We start from the raw sequence: 16,063 nt of genomic DNA, 5'->3' as shown, positions 1-16,063 counted from the left end.
GTGCGAATCAGCAGTGATTAGTTCTCTGCAGTTTCGTCCTCTTCAAGATCTTTCATTGAAAGCTTGATACGGCCGCGGTTATCGACGTCCAGTACTTTAACTTTAATGACGTCATCCATGTTGATGTAGTCAGTTACTGCGTTCACGCGCTCTTTAGCGATCTGTGAAATGTGTACTAGACCATCTTTACCAGGAAGGATGTTAACGAATGCGCCGAACTCTTCGATGCGAACAACCTTACCTTCGTAGATCTTGCCGATCTCTGCTTCTGCAGTGATCGCAACAACACGGTCAACAGCTGCTTGTGAAGCTGCTTTGTTGTCTGCGTAGATACGAACAGTACCGTCGTCATCTAGATCGATTGAAGCGCCTGTCTCTTCAGTAATAGAGCGGATAGTTGCACCACCTTTACCGATAACGTCGCGGATCTTCTCTGGGTTCACTTTAAGCTGAGTCATGGCAGGAGCGTGGTCAGCCAGTTCTGGACGAGCGTAACCGATCACTTTCGCCATCTCACGTAGGATGTGAACACGAGCGTCCAGTGCCTGTTCTAGAGCGATCTCCATGATCTCTTCAGTGATACCCGTGATCTTGATATCCATCTGCAGAGCTGTAACACCCGCTTCGGTACCCGCTACTTTAAAGTCCATATCACCTAGGTGGTCTTCGTCACCCAGGATATCGGTTAGGACAGCGAAACGATCGCCCTCTTTAACCAGACCCATTGCGATACCGGCAACCGCTGAACTGACTGGTACACCCGCATCCATCATGGCAAGTGAAGAGCCACAGACAGAGGCCATTGATGATGAACCGTTTGATTCAGTGATCTCAGAAACAAGACGCATGGTGTATGGGAAGGCTTCCTGAGTTGGAAGTACCGCAGAGACACCACGACGAGCCAGACGACCGTGACCGATTTCACGACGACCTGCACCACCCATACGGCCAGCTTCACCAACAGAGTATGGAGGGAAGTTGTACTGAAGCATGAATGGATCACGACGCTCGCCTTCAAGCGCATCGATGATCTGTACGTCACGGCTTGTACCCAGTGTACAGGTAACGATTGCCTGAGTTTCACCACGAGTGAACAGAGCTGAACCGTGTACGTTTTTAAGAACGCCCACTTCCACTTCGATTGGACGAACGGTTTTACCGTCACGACCGTCAATACGTGGCTGACCGCTAAGGATGCGCTCACGTACAGTTGCTTTCTCGATAGACGCGAATACTTTAGAGACTTCACCAGCGCCTGGTGCGCCCTCTTCACCTGTTGCAAACTGCTCTACAGCGGCATCGCGAAGTGCTTTAAGCGTGTCTTGACGCTCCATCTTGTCTGCTACTTGGAAGGCTGCTTCAACCTGTGCACCGAATGCAGCAGTAATCGCATCAGTCAGCGCTTCGTTTTTAGCAGCTGGCTGCCAATCCCACTTAGGTTTAGCGGCTTCGGCGGCAAATTCGTTAACGGCGTTGATAACCACTTGCATCTCTTGGTGAGCAAATAGAACCGCACCTAGCATCTCATCTTCGCTAAGCTCTTTCGCTTCTGACTCAACCATCAGTACCGCTTCGTTGGTACCCGCTACGACCATGTCTAGTTCAGAGTTTGCTAGCGCTTCGTAGGTTGGGTTAAGGATGTAACCTTCATCTTCCGTGAAGCCCACACGTGCTGCACCGATTGGGCCAACAAATGGGATACCAGAGATGGTGAGTGCTGCAGAGGTACCGATCATTGCAGCGATATCTGGATCAACATTCTTATCAGAAGAGACCACAGTACACACCACCTGAACTTCGTTCATGAACCCTTTAGGGAACAGTGGACGAATTGGGCGGTCGATTAGACGAGACGTTAGTGTCTCTTTCTCAGTTGGACGGCCTTCACGTTTGAAGAAGCCACCAGGGATACGGCCAACTGCGTAGTATTTCTCTTGGTAGTGCACTGAAAGTGGGAAGAAGTCTTGTCCCTCTTTCGCTGTTTTTGCGCCAACGACAGTACACAGAACCTGTGTCTTTTCGTTAACAGTAACCATAACTGCACCAGTCGCCTGACGAGCGACCTTACCAGTTTCGATCGTTACGGTGTCATTACCGAACTGGAACGTTTTAGTAACCGTGTTAAACATCGATTAACTCCTAGTAATTAACTATGTTCCGCGTCCCCTGATCTTCACTCTTTTAAAGCCAGTACTCAGTTGAATTCAGTAAACTCAAGTGAGTACAGGCTGTCAGATCATTTGGTTTTGCGGAGGGTTTAAAGTAGAAAGGGCCATACTAAGTATGGCCCTAACTGGGTATCTAGCTCTTAGCGACGAAGACCTAGACGACCGATCAACTCAACGTAGCGAGTAGCATCTTTCTTCTTAAGGTAGTCCAGCAGCTTACGACGCTGGTTAACCATACGAATTAGACCACGACGTGAGTGGTGATCCTGCTTGTTCGCTTTGAAGTGACCCTGAAGGCCTTCAATGTTTGCAGTTAGAAGGGCAACTTGAACTTCTGGTGAACCAGTATCGTTCTGACCACGACCGTACGCTGCAACGATTTCAGCTTTCTTTTCAACAGACAATGCCATTGTTTTATCTCCTATTAGCAATATGCACACAGCCTAGGCTGCGGGTTAAGTCGCGCAACACCGAGCATATTTTCAGTGAAGCGTCATACCCTTGAGGGTAAATCAGTTTTCAGAGGTATCGAGTAGTCGACGAGCGCGTAATCGCCCCTCATCATCCACTTCAGCCATACCTAAGAATCGCTCTTCAGCAAAGAGTCTGACGAGGCCGCGCTCTGAGAATAACTCCCCTAAACGTTGCCCCTGCAGAAGACGATTTGCTAAATCTGCGGGTAATTCGATTGAAGGCAATGACTCCACTGCACTCCAGGGCGGCAATAATAGCGCATCTAAACGCATTTGTATGCACTCTAACGACTGATCTGACTCACGATGTTGTGCAATCTCATTCAACTGTTCGAGTGTCAGCATTGCGCTTCGATCGTAGGTAGCCACGGCAAGCCGTCGCAACATACTGACATGCGCACCACAGCCAAGTGCCAGACCTAGGTCTTCGACGATGGAGCGAATATAGGTGCCTTTAGAACAGTGCACCTCAAGATCAATCTCATCAGCACGCAGATCCAGCAGTTTGATCTCGTAAATGCATACCTGACGCGGCTTAACTTCGACCTTTTCACCTTTGCGCGCCAGCTTGTAAAGCGGCTGGCCATTGTGCTTTAAGGCCGAGAACATCGATGGAACCTGTTCGATTTCGCCAGAGAATTTGGCTTGAATCAGATCGTTTAACGCGTCTCGATCTAACTCAGGAACAGGCTTAGTTTCGATCACTTCGCCATCAGCATCACTGCTGTCAGTGCGAACCCCTAGCTTTGCCGTTGTGATATAGCGCTTATCAGAATCGAGAAGAAACTGTGAAAACTTAGTCGCTTCACCCAAACAGATGGGCAACATACCGGTAGCTAGAGGGTCTAGTGCGCCTGTGTGACCCGCTTTCGCTGCGTCATACAGACGTTTTACCTTCTGCAGGGCAGCATTCGAGCTGATGCCCTGAGGCTTATCAAGCAAAAAGACGCCGTCAATGCGGCGTCCTTTTTTACGTCGAGCCATGTTAGCCCTCGTTATCTTCGAGACGGCGAGCCTTCTCGATCAAGCTCGTTAGGTGACGACCGCGATGAATGCTCTCGTCATAATGGAAACGTAACGCCGGCATGACTCGCAGTGAGATGCCTTTTGCCAGTTCAGCACGAAGGAAACCTGCAGCCTGCTTAAGCACCTCTAGGCTCTGCTTGGTCGCTTCCGCCTCATCCTGTTCACCCAGTGGGAGAACGGTAATGTAGACATCCGCATAGCCTAAGTCTTTCGCTACTTTGACGTGGTTAATCGTCACCATTCCAATGCGTGGATCTTTAATCTCACGCTGAATAAGGGTCGCCAAATCACGCTGGATCTGGTCCCCTACTCGGTCTGTGCGTTTAAAATCGCGAGCCATACAACCTCTTAGATGGTACGTTGAACTTCAACTGTGTCGTAAACCTCAATCTGGTCGCCGACTTTAACATCGTTGTAGTTCTTCACGCCGATACCACACTCCATGTTCTGACGAACTTCGTTGACGTTGTCTTTAAAGCGACGCAGTGACTCAAGCTCACCTTCGTAGATAACGACGTTATCACGTAGGACACGGATGCGTTTATTACGGAAGATTGTACCTTCGATAACCATACAACCGGCAACCGCACCGATCTTAGGCGCACGGAAGACATCACGAACTTCAGCAATACCAACAATCTCCTCTTTGAACTCAGGAGAGAGTAGACCACTCATCGCCTGTTTCACGTCATCGATGATGTCGTAGATAACACTGTAGTAGCGAAGCTCCATCTCTTCACGCTCAACAATCGCACGCGCCTGAGCGTCTGCACGAACGTTAAAGCCGATTAGGATCGCTGAGGAGGCCAACGCAAGGTTAGCATCGGTTTCACCGATACCACCAACACCGCCAGAGACGATGTTCACTTTTACTTCATCGGTAGAGAGATCTTCTAGTGAGCTAGTCAGCGCCTCTAGAGAGCCTCGAACGTCGGTCTTAAGGACGATGTTAAGCGACTTAACTTCACCCGCTTCCATGTTCGAGAATAGGTTCTCAAGTTTCGCCTGTTGCTGACGCTGCAGTTTAACTTCACGGTATTTACCCTGACGGAATAGAGCGATTTCACGCGCTTTCTTCTCAGTGGATACTACGGTGAAGTCTTCACCTGCATCTGGCGTTCCGTCTAGACCTTGAATCTCAACAGGAATCGCAGGGCCACCCGCTTCTAGCGGGTTGCCGTTTTCATCAAGCATGGCACGTACACGACCGTAGTGAAGACCAGCTAGTACGATATCACCGCGCTTAAGGGTACCGTTTTGAACCAGTAGCGTAGCAACCGGACCACGACCTTTATCTAGACGTGATTCAACGACAACACCTGTACCTGGCGCATCTGGAACTGCTTCAAGCTCAAGAATTTCTGATTGAAGAAGGATCGCTTCAAGCAGCTCATCAATGCCCTGACCTGTTTTAGCAGAGACTGGACAGAACTGAACATCGCCGCCCCAATCTTCAGGAATAACATCACGTTGAGCCAGCTCGTTCTTAACTCGATCTGGATCCGCTTCCTCTTTATCGACCTTGTTGACCGCAACTACAAGAGGTACACCAGCCGCTTTAGCGTGCTGAACCGCCTCTTCAGTCTGTGGCATCACACCATCATCTGCGGCAACTACCAGGACAACGATATCCGTCAAAGAGGCACCACGGGCACGCATAGCGGTGAACGCGGCGTGTCCAGGAGTATCTAGGAAGGTCACCATGCCGTTGTCAGTCTCAACGTGGTAAGCACCGATGTGCTGGGTAATACCGCCAGACTCGCCAGAGGCTACGCGTGTTGAACGGATGTAATCGAGCAGGGATGTTTTACCGTGGTCAACGTGACCCATAACAGTAACAACCGGAGCACGTGTCACAGACTCACCGCTGTGAGCGGCCACCGACTCCATCAACTCATCTTCGATCGCGTTCTCAACCATAGGCACCGCTTTGTGGCCCATCTCTTCTACCACAAGGATCGCAGTATCTTGGTCGATTGGCTGGTTGATGGTTGCCATCGCACCCATCTTGAACATCACCTTGATCACTTCAGCCGCTTTGATCGACATCTTCTTAGCCAGATCAGCAACCGTGATGCTCTCTGGAATAGAGACTTCATGAACAATCGCAGTCGTCGGCTCTTTAAAGCCGTGCTGGTTATCGCCTTGACGCATTGGCTTACCACGACCTGGCTTACCGCCTTTACCCGGACGAGCGTTCAGCGTGCCATTACCACGACCTTTCGACTTACGACGATCGTCGTTATCACGCTGGTTGTTACGGCGCTCATCGCGCTGCTTGTTCTTGTTGCGAGGATTTTCAGTTTTAGGTTCCGCAGCTGGTTTCTTCTCAACCGGCGTTTCAACCACTGGCTCAGGTTTAGGCTCTTCAGCTTTAACCGGCTCAGCAGCCTCTTTAACTTCCGCTTTTGGCGCTTCCACTTTAGGCTCTGCAGCTGTTTCAACCGCCACCTCTGGTGCCGCTTCAATAACCTGTGCTTCAACCTGTGGTTCAGGCGCTGCCACTGGAGTCTCTTCCACTGCTGGAGCTTCTGGAGCCTGTTCAATCTCTGTACGTTTCACGTAGGTACGCTTTTTACGCACTTCAACGTTAACGGTTTTACGACTGCCGGCACCGCCCACTTTCAGCGTAGAGGTTGTCTTACGCTTAAGCGTGATCTTCTTCGGTGCGCCAACGTCATCGGCATCTTCGCCGTGACTGCGTTTCAAATGGGCTAATAGCTGCTGACGCTCTATCTCTGTGACAGTTGAATCGTTGGATTTACCTTCGACTCCCGCTTCCTGCATCTGTGTTAACAAACGCTCAACGGATACACCAACCACATCGGCAAGCTGTTTAATCGTTACTTCTGCCATAAATGGGTTCTCCTTTTCCGTTGTCTAATTACTGCTGATCTTCTGCAAACCAAGGTGCACGCGCTGTCATAATCAACTCACCTGCGCGCTCTTCGGTCATGCCTTCAATGTCTAGCAGCTCTTCAATAGACTGTTCTGCAAGATCTTCCATGGTAACCACACCACGGCTTGCTAATGTGTACGCTAGGGTACGTTCCATACCTTCCATAGTTAGGAGGTCTTCTGCTGGCTCTACATCGCCAAGTTGCTCTTCACCTGCAATTGCAAGGTTAAGCAGTGCATCTTTTGCGCGTTCACGAAGGGCGTCAACGATCTCCTCGTCAAACTCTTCGATCTCAAGCATTTCGTTAGCCGGTACGTAGGCAACTTCCTCAAGCGTGGTGAAGCCCTCAGCAACTAGGATCTCAGCAAGGTCGCTGTCGACATCAAGGTGCTTGATGAACAGATCCACTGTTTTACCCACTTCAGACTCGTGTTTAGACGCCGCTTCCGCTTCGCTCATCACGTTCAGTTCCCAACCAGTCAACTCTGCTGCTAGACGAACGTTCTGACCGGCACGACCGATCGCCATCGCCAAAGCATCTTCATCAACCGCGACGTCCATTGAGTGAGTCTCTTCGTCCATAACGATCGAAGCGACTTCAGCAGGCGCCATTGCATTGATCACAAGCTGCGCAGGGTTGTCGTCCCAAAGGATGATATCGACACGCTCACCACCCAACTCATCAGAGACGGCTTGAACACGCGCACCGCGCATACCAACACAGGCACCTACAGGATCTAGACGACGATCCTGAGTCTTAACAGCGATCTTAGAGCGAGCACCTGGATCACGAGCCGCTGCACGGATCTCAATCATCTGCTCGGCGATCTCTGGCACTTCGATAGAGAAGAGTTCGATCAACATCTCGTTTGAAGTACGGCTAAGGATAAGCTGTGGGCCGCGACCTTCAGAACGAACTTCTTGAAGCACCGCGCGAACACGCTCACCCATACGGAAGATTTCACGAGGTAGTAGGTTTTCACGTGGCAGAAGTGCTTCTGCGTTGTTACCCAGATCAACAATCACATTGTCGCGAGTCACTTTCTTAACAGTACCCGCGATCAATTCGCCCTGGCGATCACGGTAAAGATCAACTACTTTAGCGCGCTCAGCCTCACGGACTTTTTGTACGATAACTTGCTTCGCTGTTTGAGCTGCGATACGACCGAATGCAACCGACTCAACCTGCTCTTCGTGGTAATCACCAGGCTGCAGATTAGTGTCGATCTCTTCTGCCTCTTGCATGGTCAACTCGGTACCCAGTGCAGGAACCGCTTCGTTATCCACAACCAACCAACGGCGGAAGGTGTCATAATCGCCCGTTGCACGGTCGATAACCACTCGGATATCAGCTTCTTCGTCGTAGCGCTTCTTAGTGGCTGTTGCCAGCGCGACTTCAATCGCCTCAAAGATGACCGCTTTCGGGACATCTTTTTCGTTAGAGACGGCTTCAGCAACCAGTAGAATCTCTTTATTCATATCAGTTCTTCGCTCCTAATAGTCAAAGCGGATTAAAATTGCGGCACCACATTGGCCCGATCGATCAGGTCATGCGGTAACAAATATTCGTGATCATCAACGACCAAAAGCACATCTTCGCCTTCGATGCCGTTAAGAATCCCTTTAAACTTGCGACGCCCCTCAAACGGCGAGCGCAGACGCAGTTGAATCGTATGGCCAGCATACGCAGCGAATTGCTCTAGAGTGTAAAGGGGACGATCCATCCCTGGGGATGAGACTTCAAGGGTGTAGTTCTCTGAGATGGGGTCTTCTACATCCATCACAGCACTCACCTGCTGGCTAACGCGCGCACAGTCATCGACCGACACTCCGTTAGGGCCATCTATATAGATACGCAACAGGCTATTTTTACCTGACGCGTTGTACTCCAGCCCCCAAAGCTCCAAATCTAAGCCCTGCACAACTGGATCAATCAACTCTTGTAACAGCTTTAATTTTGCTGACACTGTTCACCTATAAATTTCAAAAACAAAAAATGGGTCATATAGACCCATTTTTGACTTATCTACCACCATGTACGGAAGGCAGATATCACTGTCTTCTGTTTGGACGCGGCCATCAAATAGCTACGAAAAAGCCCCATAAAGGGGCTTACCAAACAAGGATGTAACATCCTAAAAGTGGTAGTAAAAACCCGTCAAAACTAGTCTTCAGGATTTTCACAAATACCCAACGTAAAGTTGGTAGCGGGGGCCAGATTTGAACTGACGACCTTCGGGTTATGAGCCCGACGAGCTACCAGGCTGCTCCACCCCGCATCAAAAACAGGTAAATTTTACGCTTCACCCACTGCGTTTACAACTTGGTGCCCAGAGCCGGACTCGAACCGGCACGTCCTAAGACACTACCCCCTCAAGATAGCGTGTCTACCAATTCCACCACCTGGGCTAAACTTTTAATTGTCTCCTGCTGTTGGAATCTCTGATTCCGACACAACAGGCAGTTCCGTTGTTGACGCTTGCTCAACCTGGGCAGCCGCTTCAATCGTTGCAGCATCAGGGATACCTGCATCACCAACAGACGCGGCTTTCTCTTTCGCGAACACAGCCAAAACGAAGCTGGTTACAAAGATACCCGCAGCAAGAATGGCTGTAACGCGACCTAGGAAGCTACCGCTACCCTGGCTACCGAAAACAGTTTGAGAGGCACCACCACCAAATGACGCACCCGCTTCTGCACCCTTACCCTGCTGAATAAGAATCAGGCCGATAACCGCTGCTGCAAGCAATACGTGAATGATAAGAACGATGGTTTCCATTCTAGCTTTAAACCTTAATTACGCACCGAAAACAGGGGTGCCATTTAAAAGAGGCGCAAATCTTACCCGAGCACCCGTCAAGATACAAGCGCCTGCAGCTCTTTTTCAACCTGCCCCGCCAGTGTCTCACAGACCTGATCCACCTCATCAAGATCGGAGCCTTCAACCATAACACGGACCACAGGCTCAGTCCCGGAGGGACGTAGCAATACGCGACCACGATCAGCCAAACGCGCCTCGGCTGCTGCAACATGCTCTGCCACGGCTGGCGAAGATGCGATATCTACCTTCTTAGCCAAGCGCACGTTGATCATCTTCTGCGGTAGTTTTTGCATACCGTGCTTCAGCTGATTAATCGTTTTGCCTGACTGCACGACCGCTTTAAGCACCTGAACAGCGGCAATGGTCGCATCACCCGTCGGTAGAATATTACGACAGACAATGTGACCTGACCCTTCGCCACCCAAATTCCAGTCGTGCTCTGCGAGCTGCTCTAATACATAGCGATCGCCCACTTTAGCTCGCACGAACGGAATATCCATTTTTGCCAGCGCTTGCTCTAAACCAAGATTAGTCATCAGCGTACCAACGACACCGCCATGCAACTCACCGCTCTGCTGTAACGCCTGGGCAATGATGAAGAGGATCTCATCGCCATCGACGATCTCTCCCTTATGGTCAACAAGAATCAATCGATCGGCATCACCATCTAACGCAACACCCAGATCCGCTTCCGCTTCAAGCACTTTAGCCTGAAGTGCTTTAGGCGCCGTTGCACCACAATGCTCATTAATATTTAAGCCATCGGGATCGGTACCAATCTCGATGACTGAAGCGCCTAGCTCAGCAAAGACCTTAGGCGCAATGTGATAACCAGCACCGTTGGCACAATCAACGACAACCTTAAGGCCTGCTAAATTCAAACAACCCGCTGCAGTCGACTTACAGAACTCAATGTATCGCCCAGCGGCATCATTGACTCGACGAACCTTACCTAATTCGGCTGAGCTGACCGTAGTCATAGCCAGATCAAGCTGCGCTTCAATGCGTTCTTCGACATCATCTGGCAGCTTAGTGCCCGCCGAGCTGAAGAACTTAATACCATTGTCATCATAGGGGTTGTGCGAAGCACTGATCACAATACCGGCATCAGCGCGGAAGGTACGGGTTAGATAAGCGATCGCTGGCGTTGGCATAGGTCCTAGCAACAAAACATCAACACCTGCGGCAGACAGGCCTGCCTCAAGCGCTGACTCAAACATATAACCGGAGATTCGAGTATCTTTTCCAATCAGGACTTTACTACGTCCTTCACGGGCAAACACACGGCCCACAGCCCACCCGAGCTTCAACACAAAATCTGGGGTGATAGGAAAGGTTCCTACCTGTCCACGAATACCATCTGTACCAAAATAGCGACGACCCAATTTAGATCCCTTCCTTTAAAACGGCTTCCGTCATACGAACCATATCGACGGTTGCTAAAACATCATGCACACGAATAATTCTTGCACCGCGCTCAACCGCGAGCGCAACGGTTGCAAGACTACCAAAGAGTCGCTGGTCAGCCTCACGGTTAAGCACCTGGCCCACCATGGTTTTTCTAGAGGTGCCCGATAACACAGGCACGCCTAAGTCCAATAATTTATCCAAGCGATTGAGTAACTGTAAATTATGTTGCAAGGTTTTGCCAAACCCAAAACCGGGATCTACGATTAATCGTTCTTTCGCAATCCCTGCAGCCATACACCGATCTAACTGCTGATCGAGAAAATCCATCACCTCAGAGACCACATCGGCATACTCTGGCTGTCGCTGCATTGTCGCCGGGCTACCCTGCATATGCATCAGACAGATTGGCAGATCCGTTTTTGCAGCAGCCTCTAGCGCGCCTTCACGCCCTAGAGCTCTAACATCATTAATGAGACCAGCCCCTAGCTTGGCCGATTCTGAAATCAATTGAGCCGAGCTGGTATCGATGGAGACGACCACATCGATCTCGGCATTGATTCGTTCCAGAACAGGCAAAACGCGATCCATCTCCTCCTGCTCACTGACTTCAGCGGCACCAGGACGAGTCGATTCACCGCCGATATCAACAATCGTCGCGCCGTCGTTAACCATCTGCTGGGCATGCTGGAGCGCTTTATCAATCGAGAGCGCAGAGTGTTGATAGAGGTGACCGCCATCCGAAAAGGAGTCAGGCGTCACGTTAAGAATACCCATTACCTGCGCTTTAGAGAGATCGAGTACTCGACCGGCACACTGTAGCTGCGTCACATTTCTACCTTTATTCATACACTCTGCAAACAACGAAAAAGCCCTCACGAGTGAGGGCTTTTGTGAATCACGATATTACTGTTTGGGCTCGTCTTTTTGATCATCTTGAGGATCGCCCCAACCCGACTGACCCTCGTTAGATTGAGAAGCTTGATCATCCTGATCTACTTCTGGCACATCAGACTCAGCGACAGACTCAGAACTGTTAGCCGCCTCTTCCTCTTTGACGGCATCAACACGCTCTTGAGAATCGTTCCAACCCTCTGGTGGAGTCACCTCTTGACGCGCCATCAACTGATCAATTTGATCGCTGCTGATCGTCTCGTAGGTCATCAACGCTTCACACATTGAGTCAAGGATATCACGGTTATCCGTCAGAATTTGGTAAGCCTTCTGGTAGCACTCATCGATGATTTTGCGAACTTCGGCATCGATCTTGTTCTGAGTTTCACCCGACATCGGTTTAGATGGCTGCCCCATGCCGCGACCAAATGGATCATCATCTTCATCACCGTAGAGCAGTGGACCCAACTCATCGGTCAGACCCCAACGCGTCACCATGTTGCGCGCAAGCTGAGTCGCACGCTGAATATCGTTTGAGGCACCGGTTGTTACCCCCTCTTTACCCAGTGTCATCTCTTCCGCAATTCGGCCACCGTAAAGCGAACAGATTTGCGAGATAATGCCCTGACGACTGAACGAGTAGCGATCCTCTTCAGGAAGGAACATCGTCACACCCAACGCACGACCACGCGGGATGATAGACACTTTGTAGACAGGATCATGCTCAGGCATCAGACGACCGACAATCGCGTGACCTGCCTCGTGGAATGCCGTATTCAGACGCTCTTTGTAAGACATGACCATAGAGCGGCGCTCAGCACCCATCATGATCTTATCTTTCGCTTTCTCGAACTGCTCCATACCGACAGTGCGACGGCTATCGCGTGCGGCAAACAGGGCTGCTTCGTTAACCAGGTTAGCCAAATCAGCACCCGAGAAGCCCGGCGTACCACGCGCAATCAACTCAGGCTTAACATCATCACCCAGCGGAACTTTGCGCATGTGGACTTTAAGAATTTTTTCACGACCTTGAATATCAGGCAGACCAACGTGCACCTGACGGTCAAAACGACCTGGACGTAGCAGAGCAGGGTCAAGCACATCGGGACGGTTGGTTGCCGCGATCACGATGATACCCTCAGTGCCTTCGAAACCATCCATCTCGACAAGAAGCTGGTTCAACGTCTGTTCGCGCTCGTCATTACCACCGCCAAGACCGACACCACGTGAACGACCGACCGCATCAATCTCGTCGATGAAGATAATACAAGGCGCATGTTTCTTAGCTTGATCAAACATGTCACGCACGCGTGACGCACCGACACCGACAAACATCTCAACGAAGTCAGAACCCGAGATACTGAAGAAAGGCACCTTAGCTTCGCCAGCAATCGCCTTAGCAAGCAGCGTCTTACCGGTACCAGGGTTACCTGCCATTAGGACACCACGAGGGATATGGCCACCTAAACGCTGGAATTTACCTGGATCGCGAAGGTAGTCGACCAACTCAGCAACTTCCTCTTTGGCCTCTTCTACACCTGCGACATCTTCGAAGGTTGTTTTGATCTGATCTTCACTCATCATGCGCGCTTTCGATTTACCGAAAGACATAGGGCCGCCTTTACCGCCGGCACCGCCCTGCATTTGACGCATAAAGAACATGAAGATGGCAATGATGATAAGAATCGGGAAGGTCGCGACGAGCAGCTGCTGCCATAGACTCTGCTGCTCAGGCATTTTGCCTTCAACGACGACATTGTGCTCTAGAAGGTCATCAATCAGCTTGGGATCCGAGATCGCTGGGCGAACGGTTTCAAAACGATCGCCATTCTGACGCACACCTTCGATGGTAAAACCATCAACCGTCACACGCTCAATACGGCCTGATTGAACCTCTGCCACAAAGTCAGAGTAGCTCAGGCGGCCGCTCTCGGTCTCGGCGCTAAAATTATTAAAGATGGTTAGCAGTACGGCTGCAATCACTAACCATAGCACCAAATTTCTTGCCATATCGTTCAACTTCTTACCCTCTATAAACTAAAACGAAAGCTCTGTTTAAAAGCTATACGTCTTTAAAACCTTTTCCGAGCAGATAGACCTCACGCGAACGCGCGCGAGATGAATCTGGCTTACGGGTGACCACCGATTTAAAGCTACTGCGCAGTTCTGCAAGGTAGGGATCAAACCCTTCACCCTGAAATACTTTCACCAAAAAGTTGCCGTTCGGTTTCAGTATCTGACGCGCCATATCCAACGCCAACTCCACCAAGTACATCGCAGCTGGCTGATCCGATGATGCATTACCACTCATATTGGGGGCCATATCTGAAATTACAAGGTCTACTGGCTCATCTCCTATCGCAGAGAGGATCTCCTCGAAGACGGAATCTTCAGTAAAGTCACCCTGAACGAATGTAACTCCGCCCAGCGGAGCCATCTCAAGAATGTCTGAAGCCACTACACGACCAGAGTCACCCACGATTTCGGCCGCCACTTGAGACCAACCACCTGGCGCAGCGCCCAGATCGACAACCGTCATTCCAGGCTTTAACAGATGGTCTTTATCATTCACTTCCATCAACTTATAGCAAGCGCGTGAACGGTACCCATCATCTTTAGAACGCTTTACGTATTGATCGTCAAAATGCTCTTTTAACCAACGACCACTGCTTTTAGATCTTGCCAAGGGATGTTCCTAGAAAGCATCACTCTATGATGCATGCAACAAAGGGGTTAAAATGAAGAAATTGTAACGCCCACCAAATTTAAGGCACTAATTCTAATATGAGCTTAACAACTGATCAAAAAAAGCGTCTTCGCACGCGTGCACACACTTTAAACCCAATCGTTATGGTTGGCGGCAACGGACTGACTGAAAACGTTCAGTTAGAAGTCGACCGAGCATTGGAAGATCACGAACTGATCAAAGTAAAGTTCGCCGTTGGCGATCGTGACCTAAAGCGCGAACTGATCAAAGAGCTAGTCGCTGTCGTTGAAGCGGAACTGGTGCAAGAGATCGGTAACGTAGCCGTGCTATTCAGAGCATCGGATGAACCAAATCCAAAACTCTCCAATCTAATGCGTTAACCATTGGTTCATTTATTGATATTACAGGCCTTACAGCTTAATTAAATGTAACCAACCCCCTATTCAAAAATGTGAACAAGGGATTGTTGAACAACCGTATAAAAAATAGTGTTACGCAACGAGACGCTTTAATAGAAGAAAAACAACTTCTAATATCTAGATCCAACTCAACGAGTTTAATGATTCTTGAGCTAGTATTAACAAGTTAGTCGATGTCTTGTTTAAAACCCCAAGGAGAAAAATAATGATCAAACGTATTATCGCTCAGACTGCCGGTGTTGCAGTTCTTGGCGCTGCTATTGCAGCTTCTGCACAGGCCGCTGAATTTAACCTAAAGATGCACCACTTCCTTCCTGCGAAGGCACCTGCACACGCTAAGTTCTTCCAGCCATGGGCTGATTCTATTGAAGAAGCGTCTGAAGGCCGTATCAAGATCAAGATTTACGGTTCAATGTCTCTGGGTGGTAAACCACCTCAGCTAGTTGACCAAGTTCAAGACGGTTTCGTTGACATCATCTGGACGCTTCCTGGTTACACTCCAGGCCGTTTCCCAGCGATCTCTGCATTTGAAAACCCATTCATGGTAACGGATGCATACGAAACGTCGCAGGCACTTCAGGCTTACTACGAAGCTAACCCAGAAGTTCAGAAAGAGTTTGCTGATATGCACCCTCTAGCATTCTGGACGCATGACCGTGGCGTTGTTTACTCTAAAGGTGACGCAATCGACTCTGTTGCTGACTTCGCTGGCAAAAAGATTCGTAACCCAAGCCGTCCAGTTGCTGCTGCTCTAGATGCTCTAGGCGCTACTCCAGTCGGTATGCCTGTACCAGAGATGCCACAGGCACTGGCCAAAAACGTGATCGACGGCACAGTGATTCCATTTGAAATCGTACCTGCTCTCAAACTTCATGAGCTTGTCGACAACGCGGTTGAAGTTCAAACAGAAGATGGCCGTGGTCTATACACCGCAGTATTCCTTTTGGGCATGAACAAAGCTAAGTACGAATCAATGCCTGCTGATCTTCAACAGATCATGGATGACCACGCTGGCATGTACTTCGCCAAGCTAGGCGGTGAGTTCTTCAAAAACGCTGAAAACTACGGTCGTAAGCTGATTGACGAGAACGCAACTCGCTCACAGATGCCAGCTGCAGAAGTGAAGAAAATGCAGGAAGTAACCGCTAACGTACCCGTTGAGTGGGTTAAAGAGATGGACGGTCTAGGTCTACCAGGCCAGAAGCTTCTTGACTCAGCTAACGCTATGCTTGAGAAATACAGCAAATAA

14 protein-coding genes and 2 tRNA genes are annotated in these 16,063 nt (G+C 49.9%); 2 read left to right on the top strand and 14 right to left on the bottom strand.

What is annotated here, in order from left to right; translation table 11 throughout:
• Nucleotides 1-17: 17 nt before the first annotated feature.
• The 14 genes from pnp to rlmE form a co-directional block, all read right to left on the bottom strand.
• The gene (gene pnp, locus XMM312_RS08210) at nt 18-2,129 is read right to left on the bottom strand and encodes a polyribonucleotide nucleotidyltransferase (RefSeq protein ID WP_173482972.1); all 2,112 of its coding nucleotides are present in this window, start codon (nt 2,127-2,129) and stop codon (nt 18-20) included.
• Nucleotides 2,130-2,308: 179 nt separating this feature from the next.
• The gene (rpsO, locus tag XMM312_RS08205) at nt 2,309-2,578 is read right to left on the bottom strand and encodes a 30S ribosomal protein S15 (RefSeq protein WP_173480245.1); all 270 of its coding nucleotides are present in this window, start codon (nt 2,576-2,578) and stop codon (nt 2,309-2,311) included.
• Between the two features lie 102 nt (nt 2,579-2,680).
• A complete protein-coding gene (truB, locus tag XMM312_RS08200; protein ID WP_173480244.1) occupies nt 2,681-3,625 on the bottom strand; it encodes a tRNA pseudouridine(55) synthase TruB in 945 nt (314 codons plus the stop codon).
• A gap of 1 nt (nt 3,626) precedes the next feature.
• Nucleotides 3,627-4,007 carry a 30S ribosome-binding factor RbfA gene (gene rbfA, locus XMM312_RS08195; RefSeq protein WP_173480243.1) on the bottom strand — a complete coding sequence of 127 codons (381 nt, stop codon included), beginning with the start codon at nt 4,005-4,007 and terminating at the stop codon, nt 3,627-3,629.
• 8 nt (nt 4,008-4,015) lie between these two features.
• Nucleotides 4,016-6,523, bottom strand: coding sequence for a translation initiation factor IF-2 (infB, locus tag XMM312_RS08190; RefSeq protein WP_173489043.1), 2,508 nt, complete (start codon nt 6,521-6,523; stop codon nt 4,016-4,018).
• Between the two features lie 28 nt (nt 6,524-6,551).
• Nucleotides 6,552-8,045 carry a transcription termination factor NusA gene (gene nusA, locus XMM312_RS08185; protein ID WP_173480241.1) on the bottom strand — a complete coding sequence of 498 codons (1,494 nt, stop codon included), beginning with the start codon at nt 8,043-8,045 and terminating at the stop codon, nt 6,552-6,554.
• Nucleotides 8,046-8,077: 32 nt separating this feature from the next.
• Entirely contained in the window at nt 8,078-8,533 is a 456-nt protein-coding gene (gene rimP / locus XMM312_RS08180) for a ribosome maturation factor RimP (RefSeq protein ID WP_173480240.1), read from the bottom strand.
• Between the two features lie 235 nt (nt 8,534-8,768).
• Nucleotides 8,769-8,845, bottom strand: a tRNA-Met gene (locus tag XMM312_RS08175).
• A gap of 45 nt (nt 8,846-8,890) precedes the next feature.
• Nucleotides 8,891-8,975 (bottom strand) — tRNA-Leu (locus tag XMM312_RS08170).
• Nucleotides 8,976-8,982: 7 nt separating this feature from the next.
• Nucleotides 8,983-9,345 carry a preprotein translocase subunit SecG gene (gene secG, locus XMM312_RS08165; protein ID WP_173480239.1) on the bottom strand — a complete coding sequence of 121 codons (363 nt, stop codon included), beginning with the start codon at nt 9,343-9,345 and terminating at the stop codon, nt 8,983-8,985.
• 77 nt (nt 9,346-9,422) lie between these two features.
• On the bottom strand, nt 9,423-10,772 hold the full coding sequence (gene glmM / locus XMM312_RS08160; RefSeq protein ID WP_173489042.1) for a phosphoglucosamine mutase: 1,350 nt from the start codon (nt 10,770-10,772) through the stop codon (nt 9,423-9,425).
• A 1-nt stretch (nt 10,773) separates the two neighbouring features.
• A complete protein-coding gene (gene folP / locus XMM312_RS08155; RefSeq protein WP_173489041.1) occupies nt 10,774-11,643 on the bottom strand; it encodes a dihydropteroate synthase in 870 nt (289 codons plus the stop codon).
• 57 nt (nt 11,644-11,700) lie between these two features.
• Nucleotides 11,701-13,698 carry an ATP-dependent zinc metalloprotease FtsH gene (gene ftsH, locus XMM312_RS08150; RefSeq protein ID WP_173489040.1) on the bottom strand — a complete coding sequence of 666 codons (1,998 nt, stop codon included), beginning with the start codon at nt 13,696-13,698 and terminating at the stop codon, nt 11,701-11,703.
• Nucleotides 13,699-13,750: 52 nt separating this feature from the next.
• A complete protein-coding gene (gene rlmE / locus XMM312_RS08145) occupies nt 13,751-14,374 on the bottom strand; it encodes a 23S rRNA (uridine(2552)-2'-O)-methyltransferase RlmE (protein ID WP_173480235.1) in 624 nt (207 codons plus the stop codon).
• Nucleotides 14,375-14,472: 98 nt separating this feature from the next.
• Between rlmE and yhbY the strand changes: the two genes are divergently transcribed.
• Together yhbY and XMM312_RS08135 are read left to right on the top strand one after the other, a co-directional pair.
• Nucleotides 14,473-14,775: a ribosome assembly RNA-binding protein YhbY gene (gene yhbY, locus XMM312_RS08140; RefSeq protein WP_173480234.1), complete on the top strand. Its 303-nt coding sequence runs from the start codon at nt 14,473-14,475 to the stop codon at nt 14,773-14,775.
• 244 nt (nt 14,776-15,019) lie between these two features.
• Nucleotides 15,020-16,063 carry a TRAP transporter substrate-binding protein gene (locus XMM312_RS08135; protein WP_217361972.1) on the top strand — a complete coding sequence of 348 codons (1,044 nt, stop codon included), beginning with the start codon at nt 15,020-15,022 and terminating at the stop codon, nt 16,061-16,063.

The sequence above is a fragment of the Marinobacterium sp. xm-m-312 genome (assembly GCF_013283295.1).
Lineage (GTDB): Bacteria > Pseudomonadota > Gammaproteobacteria > Pseudomonadales > Balneatricaceae > Marinobacterium_E.
This window is presented reverse-complemented; position numbering and strand designations above follow the sequence as displayed.